General features: G+C 71.6%; 9 protein-coding genes. 2 read left to right on the top strand and 7 right to left on the bottom strand.

Features of this window, described 5'->3' with window-relative positions; all coding sequences use genetic code 11:
* Positions 1 to 84 precede the first annotated feature (84 nt).
* Positions 85 to 273 carry an aldo/keto reductase gene (locus ACFUNE_RS20410; protein ID WP_383569610.1) on the top strand — a complete coding sequence of 63 codons (189 nt, stop codon included), beginning with the start codon at positions 85 to 87 and terminating at the stop codon, positions 271 to 273.
* A 52-nt stretch (positions 274 to 325) separates the two neighbouring features.
* Entirely contained in the window at positions 326 to 2,095 is a 1,770-nt protein-coding gene (locus ACFUNE_RS20405; protein ID WP_383569607.1) for an HEXXH motif domain-containing protein, read from the top strand.
* Between the two features lie 60 nt (positions 2,096 to 2,155).
* Here the strand turns inward: ACFUNE_RS20405 and ACFUNE_RS20400 are convergent, their stop codons facing one another.
* From ACFUNE_RS20400 to ACFUNE_RS20370, 7 genes are all read right to left on the bottom strand, one after another.
* On the bottom strand, positions 2,156 to 2,863 hold the full coding sequence (locus tag ACFUNE_RS20400) for a hypothetical protein (RefSeq protein WP_383569604.1): 708 nt from the start codon (positions 2,861 to 2,863) through the stop codon (positions 2,156 to 2,158).
* Positions 2,864 to 2,897: 34 nt separating this feature from the next.
* Entirely contained in the window at positions 2,898 to 5,117 is a 2,220-nt protein-coding gene (locus ACFUNE_RS20395) for a glycoside hydrolase N-terminal domain-containing protein (RefSeq protein WP_383569601.1), read from the bottom strand.
* On the bottom strand, positions 5,114 to 7,096 hold the full coding sequence (locus ACFUNE_RS20390; protein ID WP_383569598.1) for a beta-galactosidase: 1,983 nt from the start codon (positions 7,094 to 7,096) through the stop codon (positions 5,114 to 5,116). Before ACFUNE_RS20390 ends, ACFUNE_RS20395 begins: the two co-directional genes overlap by 4 nt.
* Positions 7,097 to 7,111: 15 nt before the next feature.
* Positions 7,112 to 9,349, bottom strand: a complete 2,238-nt coding sequence (locus tag ACFUNE_RS20385; RefSeq protein WP_383569595.1) for a 1,4-beta-glucanase — start codon at positions 9,347 to 9,349, stop codon at positions 7,112 to 7,114.
* Positions 9,350 to 9,417: 68 nt separating this feature from the next.
* Positions 9,418 to 10,401 (bottom strand): carbohydrate ABC transporter permease, encoded by a 984-nt coding sequence (locus ACFUNE_RS20380; protein ID WP_383569592.1) that lies wholly within the window; start codon positions 10,399 to 10,401, stop codon positions 9,418 to 9,420.
* Complete coding sequence (locus tag ACFUNE_RS20375) at positions 10,398 to 11,489, bottom strand: ABC transporter permease (protein WP_383569589.1); 1,092 nt, start codon at positions 11,487 to 11,489, stop codon at positions 10,398 to 10,400. Before ACFUNE_RS20375 ends, ACFUNE_RS20380 begins: the two co-directional genes overlap by 4 nt.
* Before the next feature lie 93 nt (positions 11,490 to 11,582).
* Entirely contained in the window at positions 11,583 to 13,250 is a 1,668-nt protein-coding gene (locus ACFUNE_RS20370; protein WP_383569586.1) for an extracellular solute-binding protein, read from the bottom strand.
* Between the last annotated feature and the right edge of the window lie 380 nt (positions 13,251 to 13,630).

Here is a 13,630-nt window from a genome sequence, read left to right as displayed (position 1 = left end):
ACGGGTTTCGGGAAGGGGTCTCAGTCGTCATGATGGAGTAAACGGTGGCATCCTGTGCCACCGCTCGCGAAGGGGGAGCGCGCTTTGTACCAGCCGGTGCCCGCCGACGGCACACCCGATCACATCGAGTCCGACCTGATGGACCTGGCCTCAGTAGGCGTCGCCGATCTGAGGCGTCTGCCGGCTCCGGAGGGGGCAGCACGGCTGCTCGCCGAACTCCGCCGCGCGCGCACGAACGCGATGGGGGGCCAGGAACCCGGACGGGCCGAATAGTCGTGGGGCCGGACAGGCCCCGGTGAGGTATCCGTCCACGACAGGGAGCGAGATGTACGCCCCGATCCGTATGCCCGGCCACCTGTTCGACGAGATCGCCGCGGGCGGCGGCTCACCCGAGGCCGTAGCGTTCCTGGTGCAGGGTGAACGTACGCGCCGTCTGCTGCTGCTGCGTGAACTCCTCGATGTCGTCGAGGCCGACCCGGGCATCCTCGGACCGCTGGACGCCAGGAGGCTCTGGCCCACCCTGGAGGCGGCGGCCGCACGCGCCCCCGGGCCGGTCGACGCGCTCCTGCTGACCCCCCAGGTCGGCAGCTGGCTCGCCCATACGCTCCGCCGGCTGCACGGAACGGCCTCCGGGCCACCGCTGTGGGCCGACGCCGGACAGATCGCCGCCGTGGCAGCGGCGGCCGCCGTCCACGCCGGTACGGACGCCGACCTCCTCCTGCCCGCCCGGGGCGCGGCCGTCAGCCTGCCGGCCCTGGGCATGGTCCGGCTGCCCGGCCCGGACGACGCCGAGTTCCGGGCGGTGCGGGCGCTGGTGTCCGACGGGACCCTCACCGTACGCACCGAGCACGGGCCGGACGTCGTCGTGCGCCCGCTCTCCGAGCCGGAATCGGGGCACTGGCTGCCGGTGCACCGGCTGGACACCGGCCCGGGGACGTCCGCCGTGCAGCTCGACGACCTCGACCCCTACCGCGACCTGGACGAGCCGATAGCCCCCGGCCGTCTCGCGCCGGGTGAACTGCGCTCCTGGCACGCGCTGTTCCAGGAGGCAGCGGCCATCCTGCGCCGGGGCGGCACGGGCCCCGGCGGTCTGCGGCCCGAGGAGATCAGCCGCATCGTGCCCTGGCACGCCAAGGAGGGCGACGCGGAGCTGCCCGTGCCGGCAGAGGGGCTCAGCGCCTCCACCGGGGACGCCTTCGCCTCCATGGTGATCGCCAGGCCGCGCGACGGTCTCGCCCTCGCTGAGACCCTCGTCCACGAATTCCAGCACAGCAAACTCGGCGCCCTGCTCCACCTGTTCCCCGTGATCGAGGACGACCGGTCCGAGTGCCACTACGCGCCCTGGCGCGCCGATCCCCGCCATCTGCCCGGCCTCCTCCACGGTGCGTACGCCTTCGCCGGTGTCACCGGGTTCTGGCGGGAACGGATCGGGGACGCTGCCGCCGACCGGGAGGGCCGCGCGCCGTTCCTCTTCGCGCTGCGCCGTCTGCAGACCCGGATGGTCCTGCGCACCCTGGCGACACGGGGCCGGCTCACCGAACCGGGCCTGCGGCTCGTCGCCCGGCTGTCCGAGACCGTCGACGGCTGGCTGAGAGAGCCGCTGGAGCCCGCCACCGTGGCCGGCGCACGGGCGTCGGCGGTCAGCCACCGGGTCGAGTGGCGGCTGCGCAACCTGCGCTGCGACGAGGACGACCGGGGCGCGCTCGTCCAGGCGCTGCGCTCCGGCGCCGCACCCGTGCGGACCGGTGAGCCGCTGGTCGCGCCGGACCCCGGCCGGGGGTACTGGCACGACGACCGCGTCCGTCTCTACGAGCAGCGGGGGTTCACGGCCGGCCGCGCCGCGACGGGTGACGAGATGCTCGTCGCGGGCGACCCGGAGGCCGCCCGGGCCGCGTACACGGCGCAACTGCGCGACCCCGGCCCGCTCGACCCTCACGCACTGGCCGGCTGGCTGCTGGCGCACACCGCTCTGCACCCGGGGGACCGCCGGCTGCTGGCCCGGCCCGAGCGGTTCGCGGCGCTGCTGGAGGTGGCCCCGCCCGGACACTGGACGCGGACGGCGCACTGGCTGGCCGGCGGCCCTGCCCGGACCTGACACCGGTAAGGCGACGAGAAGCGGGCCGGGAGCGTCCTCCCGGCCCGCTTCCCTCCAGGATCAGCTCGACGAGACGTTGAACCCGTTGGTCGTGAAGTTCAGCCCGCCCGACGACGACGTGATCTCGTAGCCGAACTGGACGTCGCCGATGGTCTCGTTGCCCCACCAGCCCTTGGTGTCCTTGATCCACTTGAGGATCGGCAGGATGTTCACGGTGCCGGACGACGAGTCGGAGGTCCGCAGGAAGGAGAAGACCTGGTTGGCCCCGTTGTCCCCCTTGTAGACGGCCCAGGTGTGGCCGCCGAGGGTGACGGTCCCCTGGGAGGTGCCGAGGGGGCCGACAGCGCCGTTGTAGTTCACCCAGAGCATGACCTCGTAGTCGTAGTCCGTGTCCCAGATGTCGTACGACGTGTTGTACGCGCCGGACGACGGGACGGTCACGTTGTAGCCGCTGGTCAGCGACGAGAGTGACGTGATCGGCTTGTTGACGATCTTCTTCGCGTTCGGGTACGACTTGATGCCGCCGGTGTTCGGATGGTTCGCCGAGACGCCCCAGTTGCTCGACGAGTTGGCCCAGATGCTCTGGGTGCCCGCCCCGGAGCCCCAGATGTTGTTGTAGAGGATGTAGCCGTCGGAGGTGGTGTAGTTGCCCCACTGCTCCGACGAGGTCCAGATCGCGGCGTGGGCGGGCGCCGCCGCGAATCCGATCAGTGCGGCGACGGCTGCCGTCGGGGCCAGCAGGAGCCGGGTCAGGGTGGATCGTGCCATGGGGTGTTTCCTTCCATGTGGGGATGGAGGACTGCTACCGCGGCCCCAGGGTGAGGACGCGGTCCACGCCGGCCGTCAGCTCCAGCGGAGCCGGGGGGTTTCCGGCGGAGGTCTCGGTGAGGGCGAGCCCGTCGCCCGTACGCAGATCGACGCGGGCGTCGCGGGTGGGACTCAGCACGGCTGTGGCGCCGTCCTCCGACCACCGCAGGTCCAGGTGCGCGCCGAACCGCGTGCGTATGCCGCGGAGTTCACCGGCCGGATACGCGGCCGGGACGGCGGGCAGCAGCACCAGACGGTCCGGCGTCGACTGGACGAGCGACTCGATCACCGCGGCGGGCAGGGTGTGGGCGGCGTCGGCGTTGTAGACGTCGCGTGACGGGTAGTGCGCGCTCATCAGCGAGTCGTGGAAGAAGTCACCGCCCAGCACCGCGTCCAGCGCCGCCGACACCCGGGACGGGTCCCGCAGCCGGGCGGCGATCAGCGCGTGGTGCAGATGGCCGTGGGCCGAGTCGTTCTCCGACCCGCGCAGCTCCAGCGCGCGGTGCGCGGCCGAGGCAAGCTCCGGGGTGTCGTACGGATTGATCTCGTCCAGCGGCCACACCGGGTAGAGGTGACTGAGGTGGCGGTGGTCGTACGTCTCGCGCAGGCCCGGCCACGCCCACTCGGCGAGCGCGCCGTCCTCGTTCACGAGATACGCCGGAAGCCGTGCGGCGAGCGACCGCCAGTGGGCGGCCGACGGGTGCCCGGGGGCGTGTCCGGCGGCCGTCGTCAGGGCGTGGCGGGCGGCGGCGATGTCCATGGTGGCGTTCACCGTTCCCCAGCTCGCGTTGGCCGGGCGGTTCTCCGGGGAGTACGAGGGGACGACCGCCACATTCCCGTCCGGGTCCTCACGGCTGAGGAAGTCCTCGTAGAACAGCGCCGTCTCGACGAGCGCGGCGGTGAGCGCGGGGTCCGGGGTGCCGGTCGTGGCCTCGGCGTGCTCCAGGAGCGGCTGCAGCAGCCAGTCCGCTCCCGCCGTCCACAGATGGAGCGGATAAGCGCGCTGGAAGTGCCGGGTGTGGCCCGACGCGCCGTCCGTGTGGGACGGCGCGACGATGCCCCGGGCTCCGAAGAGAGCCGTGGCGTTGTCCCGCCAGTCGGGCAACTGGCCTTGGACGAGAGCCGCATGGGCGTCCGTGACCTCGGGGAGGGCGGCTGCCGAGGCGGAGGCGATCTGGAGGTTGAGATTGGCGTTCGTGGTGAAGGCACCGGACCAGGCGGTGTCCCAGTCCCCGGTCCACAGACCCGTCAGCCGGGGCGGCAGCATCCCCGACGAGGAGAGCAGGTGGTAGCGGCCCGCCGCGAAGAGCCGCTCCAGAAGGGCCGGACTCCTGGGGTCGCGCAGCAGCTCGCTCCCGGGCAGCCCGCGCTCCGGCACCGCGTCCCGCAGTGTGAGGGAGGCCCGGCCGTACGCCTTCCGGTGCAGCTGCCGGTGGCGGTCCAGCAGCGTCGCGTAGTCCTCGTGGGGCAGGGCCGCCCACAGCTCGCCGAGGTCGGGGCGGCCGGCCGCGCGGACGACCCGGGTCGTCAGGGTGAGGCTCCGCGCCCCCTCGATCCGGATGCCCTCGCCCGCCACGGAGACCCGCCCGCCGTCCACCCGTGCCACGGTGACGCCCGTGTACCCGAGCCCGCTGTCCGGGTACCCCACCCGCAGGGCCAGCCGCGCGCCCTCCGGGGTGAGCACGGTGGAGCGGCCGACCGCCAGCTTCGCGGGCGCACCGGGCAGGGCGTGGTCCAGGACGACGCCGGCGGTGAGACCGGGGTCCGTGATGTGCTGCACGACCACGTCGTCGGCCCGCGACACGAAGACGCCGCTGCGCCACGCCTCGTACGACGCGGTCACTTCGCCCGTGGTGTAGTCGACCTCGCGCCGGTATCCGGAGACCGCCTCGTGCAGTCCCCGGGTGCGGCGCACGAGCGTACGGAACGCCGGGTGGAAGGGCTGTACCCAGACCAGCGGGGTCCCCGCGCCGAAGTCCTCCGCCGCCTTCGTGTCCCCGGACAGCAGCGCGTCCTGGAGGCGGCCCAGCCCGTCGGCGAGCTCCGGCGGCCGGAGGTCCTCGCTGCCGTTCGGCCGCACCAGGGTGTGGTGGTTGACGACGACCCGGTCGTCCGCCGGATCGCCGAACACCATCGCCCCGTGACGGCCGTTGCCGCTGAGGAACGCGTCCTCCCAACGGGCGGCGGGGCGGGGCTCCCACGTGCCGTCGATCATGCCGAGGCGTCTCTGAGCACGGCCGCGCCGTAGCGGCCGAGCTCCACGCGGCCGTCGGCCTCGGTGCCGGTGAGCAGGTCGACGAGCCGCCGGCCCGGCAGTTCCACCGAGGCCGGGGACCGGCCGTGGTTCAGCAGGAAGAGGAGCCCGCCGCGCCGCACGGCCTCGACCCCGGCGGGCAGCCCCTCCAGCACGGGGCGCACACCCGCGGCGGCGGCGGCCCGGCAGAGCAGGGCGCGCAGCGGCTCGGGCTCCGGCAGCGTGGAGACGTACCAGGCCGTTCCCTTGCGGAGCACCGCCGGGAGCCCGTCCAGCTCGCCGCCGCGGTACGCGGCCACCGTCTCCGCGCTGCCGTCGGGCTCGATCTCCTCCGACCACAGGGTGGCGCGGAAGCCGTCGCACTCCACCGTCGTGCCGGCGTCCAGCGGCCACCACTCGTGCACCGTGCGGATGCCGAACAGCTCACGCAGCCGGCTGTCCATGCCGCCCGGCCTGATCCGGTCGTCCACGTCCGCGACGCCGGTGAAGAACCCGCACACGAGGGTGCCGCCGCCCCGCACGTACGCCACGAGGTTGTCGACCGCCGCGTCGGCGAGGAGCTGGAGCTGAGGGACGAGGACCATGCGGTACCCGCTCAGATCCGCCCCGGGACGGGCGAACTCCGTGCTGATCCCGCTCTCCCACAGCCCGCGGTGCCAGGCCTGGAGCAGCTCCGGGTACGAGACGAGGGAGGACGGCCGGCCTCCCTGGGTGCTCGACCACCAGGCGTCCCAGTCGTGCAGGACGGCGACCTCGGCGGCGACGGTGGTGGTGCCGCTCACCTCCGGTGCGAGCAGCGACAGTTCGGCGCCGATGCGCTTGACCTCCCGGAAGGTCCTGCCGTGTTCGCCCGCGTGGCCGAGCATGGCGGAGTGGAACTTCTCCGCTCCCTGCCGGGACTGCCGCCACTGGAAGTAGCAGAGGGCGTCCGCGCCCCTGGCCACGGACTGGAGCGACCAGAGACGGTTGAGCCCGGCCGGCTTCGGGTGGTTGACCGGCCGCCAGTTGACCGTGCCCGCCGCCTGCTCCATCACCATCCATGGCCCGCCGGCCTGCGAGCGGGTCATGTCGGCGAGCATCGCGTTGTACTGCCCGGCCCGCGGGTCGCTCGGGTCCGGATAGACGTCGACGGAGACGACGTCCTCCTGCTCCGACCACGCCCAGGCGTCCTGGCCCGACCACAGGGGCATGAAGTTGGTCGTCACCGGGATGTGCGGGGTGTGCCGGGCGACGATGTCCCGCTCCGCGACGTAGCACTCCATGAGGGCGTCGGAGGTGAACCGCTTGAAGTCCAGCTCCTGGGCGGGGTTGCGCATGTACTGCGCGCTCCTGGGCGGCAGGACCTCCGCCCAGGTGTCGTAGCGCTGGCTCCAGAAGGCGGTGCCCCAGGCGTCGTTGAGCGCCTCAAGGGTCGTGTACCGGGCGGCGAGCCAGCGGCGGAAGTGGGCGGCGGTCCCGTCGCACCAGCAGTGGGTGCAGTACTCGTTGTTGATGTGCCACACGGTGAGCGCCGGATGGTCCGCGTACCGCGCCGCGAGGTCCTCGGTGAGGGCCGCGGCGTAGCCCCGGTACACCGGGGAGCTCGGGCAGAAGTGCTGCCGGGAACCGTAGTTGACGATCGAGCCGTCCTCGGCGCGCGGCAGGGTCTCCGGATGCAGGGCTCCCATCCACGGCGGCGGCGAGGACGTCGGGGTGGCCAGGACGACCCCGATGCCGTTGGCGTGCAGAAGGTCCAGCAGTCGGTCCAACCAGCCGAACTCCCTTGCGCCGGGGCGGGGTTCGATGATCGCCCAGGAGAAGACGCCGACGGTGACGGAGTTGACCCCGGCCTCCGTCATCAGCCGGACGTCTTCGGCCCACACCTCCTCGGGCCACTGCTCGGGGTTGTAGTCGCCTCCGAAGAGGATGCGGCCACGGGTGGCGTCGTGCAGGGACGGCATGGACGTCTCGTTCCTCTACTGGGGGTCTGCGTACTGGATGCCGCGGCCGTTGGTGCCCAGGTAGACACGGCCGTGGATGCGGGGGTCGCCGGTGATGACCTCGCCGGTCCACCCCCACCGGTGGGCGTCGTCGTTGATGCGGGCCCACGTCGCGCCCGCGTCGTCCGAGCGGAGGACGGCCACACCGTCGTACGTCGAGGAGACGCGCCCGGTCTGGAACACCGCCGGGTACCCGGCCCGTCCCTTCCCGGGGGCGGCCTTCCCGAATCCGAGGGCGTGCGAGGCCTGGCAGCCGGCCACCGCGGTGAACGTGCGGCCGCCGTCCGTCGACCGCAGAAGCCCGTTGTCCTTGGCGGACAGCCACAGGTCTCCGGAGCGCCCGGGGGCCGCCGCGATGCGGAACTGCACGTCACCCGAGGGGAGCCCCGTCGCACCCGCGGTGAAGGTCGCGCCCTTGTCGGTGGAGAGGAGCACCGTGCCCGTGTCCGTGTCGTACGCGTAGAAGCGCGACGGGTCGAGCGGGTCCGCGACCGGTGCGGCACCCCTGGGGAACGTGGCCACCTCGGCCCAGGTCGCGCCGCCGTCGGTGGAGCGGTGCGCGGCGTACTTCGTGCCGTCCCAGTGGACGAACGACCAGAGCAGCGCCGCCCCGTCGGCGGAGACCGCCACCGGACCGGGGGCCGAAGGGGCGATCGCCGGCTGGGAGGCGAACGGCTGCCAGTTCGCCCCGCCGTCGCGGGAGTACGCACCGGCCGAGTCGGAGCCCGACGGCCAGCCGGTCCGTACGACGTACGACGGTTTCAGGGTCGCCAGGGCGAGACCCGTCGCCGTGCCGAACACGGGGTTCGACGCCATGCCGCGCGACGGGGAGGCGGTCAGGGAGTCGTGGTACATGACCCCGATGTCCCCCAGGCCGCTGAGCAGCCGGGCCCCCGAGGGCGGTGCGATCAGCTGGCGCACCGCTGACTCCTCCAGCCCCCGGATCTCCGGGGCCCAGTGCACCAGGTCCCGCGTTCCGAAGATCGTGGCGCCGGTCCCGTACAGGAGGTGCCGCGAGTCGTACGGGTCGACGGCCACGGCCTGGATCCACCAGCCGAACTTGGGCTCCCCGCCCCACTTCAGATACGGGGTCTCCGACACGTCCGATACCGCCGTGTCCTTGAGCGAGGTCCAGGTCGCCCCGTTGTCGGTGGAGCGGAACAGGGTGTCCACCGGGCCCCACCGGTTGTTCGTGGACACCACGACGGTGCCGGGGCGGGACGCGTCGACGGCCACCCCGCCGTACCCGAAGCCGTCGCCGGCGCCCGGCGCGACCGGCGTGACGTCCGTCCAGGTGCCGGTCACGGTGTCGAGGCGGTGCACGGAACCGTCGGCCTGGTTGTTGGGACCGGGCCCGTCCGCGTAGGTCACGTACAGAGCGCGGCTGCCCGCTTCGTAGGCCGCACGGACCGGCACCCGCGTCGCCGCTCCGGCGGACGGCTGTCCGGGGACCGCCTCCCAGCCGCCGGACGCCTTCGTGCGGTAGAGGGCGGTGGAGCCGTCGCCCCAGCCCGCGTAGACCGTCCGGCCGGCCGCCACGAGCAGCGTGACACCCTGGCCGGTCGCCGAGGCGGTGGCCGGGAAGGAGGCGTCGGCCGCCCAGGTGGCGCCGCGGTCCGTGGAACGCAGCAGCCCGTCGTGGCGCGTGCCGAGCCAGAGCGTCCCGCTGTCACGCGGATCGACCAGGAGCCGTTCGCCGCAGCCCCGGCCGTCCTCGTTGGCCCCCAGGCGCACGGTGAGATCCGTACGCGCCCAGGTCTCGCCCCGGTCCTCGGACCTGAGCACCGCGCCGGGGGAGGCCCAGGCCTGCGCGTACGTCCCGAGGGCCAGGTACAGCCGGTCCGGGTGCGCCGGGTCGACGGCCATCGCCTCGACGCCCAGCAGGTTCCAGTCGTCCCAGCCGAGGTGGTCGGTGAGCGCCGTCCAGCGGGATCTCCGGCCGTCCCACCGGTACGCGCCGCCGATGTCCGTGCGGGCGTAGGCGAGACCGCGCACGGCCGGGTGGAACAGGATGCCCGTCACGAACCCCGTACCGCCGATCGCCGCGGTGCGCCAGCGGTGCGGCTGGGTCCGCCCCGGCCGCCGGGCGGCCGTGGCCGCGCCCGCCGCCGGCAGGACGGTGGCCGAGGCCGCGACCACCGCCGCACCGGCCAGGACGGTCCGGCGCCGGGGGAGCGGGGCTGGTTCTGGCTGCGGGACGGACGAAGCGCGCATGACGAGGACCCTCCGGTGGGGGAGTGACGGTGAATGCGGGGCGGGGCAGACAGGGGCAGGGGCAGGGCTCAGCCCTTGACGGCGCCGGTGAGCATGCCCTTCTGGAAGTGCTTCTGGACGAAGGGCGACAGCACCGCCACCGGGATCAGGGCGAGAACCATCACGGCCATCTGCACCGCCAGGCTGTTGATCGCCCCGCTGCTGACCGCGGCGCCCATGGCGCCGGGCGGCACCTGGTGCTGGAGGACCAGCTGGCGCAGGATCATCTGGAGCGGGTACTTGTCGCTGTCCTGGATGTAGAGCATGGCGTTGAACCACTGGCTCCAGTAGCCCACCGCGTAGAACAGCGAGATGACCGCGATCACCGCGCGGGACAGCGGCATGACGATCTGGAGCAGGATCCGCCATTCCCCGGCCCCGTCGATCCGGGCCGCGTCGATGAGTTCCGGAGCCGTGTCCATGAAGAACCCGCGCAGGACCAGGATGTTGAAGACGCTGATCGCGCTCGGGAGGATCATCGACCAGTAGCTGTCGCTCAGGCCGATTCCCGTGACCAGCAGGTAGGTCGGGATGAGGCCCGCACCGAAGAACATGGTGGCCATCATCGTCATCAGCAGGGGCCGGTGCGCGAAGGAGTCGCGGCGGCTCAGTCCGTAGGCGCACAGCACCGAGATCACCATGCTGAACACCGTGCCGACGACGGTCAGCCCGATGCTCACCAGCGCGGCACGTGTGACGGCCCCACCACTGAGCAGTTCCTTGTAGGCGACGAAGGTGATGGACTTCGGCCAGACGACCAGACCCCCCGCCTCGTTGATCGCCTTGGTGTCGGAGAGGCTGGTGACCACCACCACCCAGATGGGGACGAGGACCACCGCGCAGATGGCGGTGAGTCCGAAGCCCTTGAAGGCGAGCCCCGCCTTCGTGGGCTCCTCCTCCCAGACGGGCCGGGGCTCGATGCGCAGGGCGCGCTGGAGGGGTGTCTCGACCCGCTCGGTGACGGGCGCCGCCGGCGGGGGCCCGTCCATTTCCGTGTCCAGGAGAGTCGTCATTTCTTGGAGTACACCCCCTGCTCGCCCATCATGTGGGCGACCTTGTTGGCTCCCAGCACCATCGCGACGCTGAACAGGCCCTTGAAGATTCCTGCGGCGGCCGCGTAGCCGAAGTCGCCGGTCTTGATGCCCGTCCACCAGATGTAGGTGTCAAGGATTTCGGAGGCGCCCGCGCCCACCTGGTCGCGCTGGAGCAGGATCTGCTCGAAGTCCAGGTTCAGCGCGCTGCCGACCCGAAGGACCAGAAGCAGGGCGATGACGGGGCGCAGGGCGGGCATCGTGACGTGCCACATGCGGCGCCAGCGTCCGGCCCCGTCGACGGCGGCGGCCTCGTACAGGTCCGTGTTGACGGCGGCGAGCGCGGCCAGGAAGACGATGACGCCCCAGCCCGCGTCCTTCCAGATCGCCTGGGAGGTCACCAGGAACTTGAAGAAGCCCGGGTTGGTCATCAGGTCGAAGCCCTCGTGCCCGTGCTCGCGCAGCCACTGCGCGACCAGGCCGGCGCCGCCGAACATCTGCTGGAAGACGGTGACGACGAGCACCCACGAGAAGAAGTGCGGCAGGTAGACGATCGCCTGGACCCAGGCACGCACCCGGGCACTCATGATCGTGTTGAGCAGGAGGGCGATGGCGATCGGGATCGGGAAGAAGAGGATCAGCTGGGTCAGGAAGATGACCAGCGTGTTCACGAGGACTTCCCAGAAGCGGTAGTCCTCGAAGATCCGGGTGAAGTTGTCGAACCCGACGAAGGGGCTGCCGGTGATGCCCAGGTCGTACACGTCGTAGTCCTGGAACGCCACGATGTTGCCGAGCAGCGGGATGTAGTTGAAGAGCAGCAGCAGCACCATCGCCGGCAGTGTCATCAGAATCAGCGTGCGGTCCCGGCGCAGGCGCAGCCGCCGTGTGATGCCACCGGGCGGGGCCGGTGCCTTCCTCGCGTCCCGGCCCGGCCGTACGGCCCGGCCGGTTCTCCGCGGGCCGTTCGCGCGCGCTCTGTTCCCGCCGTCGCCACCGCCGCCGTCCGCGGAGGCGGTGCCCCGCTCCTCCGCGCGGCCCGCGTCGGTCGCCACCGTGGCCCGAGGCTTCACCCTGTACTCCCCATGTCGTGCTCTCCGCCCCGGCCGCCGGGCTCCCTGTGCCCGGCGGCCTGTCATGCATGTCGTTCGGATGGGCCGTACGCGTCAGACGCCGGAGCCGTTCTTGTCGAGCAGGTCCTGGTACCAGTCGCGGAGCTTGTCGCCGCCGCTGTTCTTCCAGGTCGTCACGGCGGCGTCGACGTCGCCGACCTTCTTGCGTCCGCGCCGGATGTCCTTCTGCAGGTCGTCGAACGGCGTGTAGAGCGAGGCGTAGCGCTGGGGCTCGACGACCTGCATGCCGAAGAAGAGGGGCTTCTTGAGGTGGGGGGCCTGGCGGGCCATCCAGCCCGCGTAGTCCTTGACGAGCTGAGGCTCGTCGGGGAAGGCGATGGTGTGGGGCGGCGACGCGACGTAGAGGAGCGTCGCGGGCTGCGCCTCCTCGATGCCCTGCGGGGTGAAGGTCGGGACTCCGCCCTCGACCTTGTAGTGGGTGTCCTTCACGCCGTAGTTCGTCAGCATGAACTCCTCGGTGCCGTACGGCGCGGCGGCGAAGTCCGCGATGCCGAGGAACTCCTCGATCTTCTCCTTGGAGAGGTTCTTGCTGAGGAAGGTGAAGATCCCCGCCGGGTCGTCCTGCCACAGGACCGGCCTGCCGCCGTCCGACGCGAAGAAGTCCAGTGCCTGCATGTCGAACTTCGGGTTGGCGGCGGCCTGTTCGGTGACCATGCCCTTCCAGCCGCCGGTGCCGTCGTTGTACATCATGATGTGGCCGCTGGTGAAGCGGATCTTGGAGTCGGCGTCCTTGTTCGCCTCGGCGTCCGGGTGGACGTAACCGCCGTCGTGGAGCTTGCGGGCGAAGGCGAGCGCCTCGCGGTACTCCTGGGTCTCGATCTTGTGGACGAGCTTGCCGCCCTCCAGCTGCCAGTAGTGCGGCGCGTCGGGCAGCAGGCCGAATATCTTCTGGATGCAGGTCCACAGGTCGTCGTACGCCCACACCTTGCTCTTCGGGGCCGTGTACTCCTTGCCGAAGGCGAGCAGGTCGTCGGCGCTCGCGGGGAGGGCGCCCGAGCCGATCAGGTCCTTGCGGTAGAAGATCGCGTTGCCGATGACCGGGTTGGGCATGGGCAGTCCGCGCAGTTTGCCGCCGAAGACGGAGTACTGCCAGGCGCCGGTCGGGATGTTGGCCAGGTTGGGGTACTTCTTGACGGCGTCGCCCGCGAGGTAGGGGCCCAGGTCGGCGAACTTGGAGACGATCGCGTTGCGGATCTGCCCCTGCATGTTCCACCCGGGGATGGTCATGACGTCGGGGATCTCCGAGCCGGCGAGCACCGCGCCGATCTTGTCCTGGTAGGTGTTGCCGTCCTGCGGATCGAAGTTGAGGGTCGCGCCGACCGCCTTGTTCACCGCGGTGTAGTACGGGTTCTGCTTCTTCGGGACGGTGCCCCACAGCGGCGTCATGACCCGGAAGGCGGACCCCTTGCCCGGCGCGGACTTCACCGAGGCGACGAGTGGGTCCGGCAGCTTGGTGAAGCCGGGGCTGGAGCCGTTGACGCTCGCCACGTCGGGCTGGACCAGATTCGACGGCGCGTGGGCCGGCAGCACCTTCTTGAGCGCCTTGCCCGTCGTCGTACCCTCCTTGGCCCCCGAACCGGAGCCGCTGCCACCGCACGCGGCGAGCAGCGGTACGCCGCCGGCCACGGCGACCGCGGCGAAAGCGCTCGAGGCCAGGAACGTTCTCCGGCTCGGGGCGGTGGAGGAGGAATTCGGCGTCATTGCGTCAACCCTTCGAGGCACACCAGGACGGCACACGGCGGGTGACCGCCGTTGGTTCCTGTGTCTGAGGTGGGGCGTTACCGGCCAGGGGCCGGCTGTACGCCGCCGGCCGAGGTGAAGCGGTCCAACTCTGTCGAAGCGCTTCGATGTTGCAGCGAGGTTAAGTGAAGGGTCCCGGCCACACAAGAGTTCGTTTCGAGATTCCTCCGACCTGTGTCCGAACCGTTTCCCGGTGCGATGTGGCTCCGATGCGTCCGGAAGAACCTCTTTGGGGCGGTAGCACCCTTGACACCTACGGGGTGGGCCACCGAGCATCGAAGCGCTTCGAAGGATCTTCTCCTCGCGTCGAAGGATCCTTCGGCGTCAGCAGACCGGAAAAC

Source organism: Streptomyces sp. NPDC057287 (assembly GCF_042667905.1).
GTDB lineage: Bacteria > Actinomycetota > Actinomycetes > Streptomycetales > Streptomycetaceae > Streptomyces.
The sequence above is the reverse complement of the archived record's forward strand: the minus strand, read 5'-3'. Positions and strand labels throughout refer to the sequence as shown.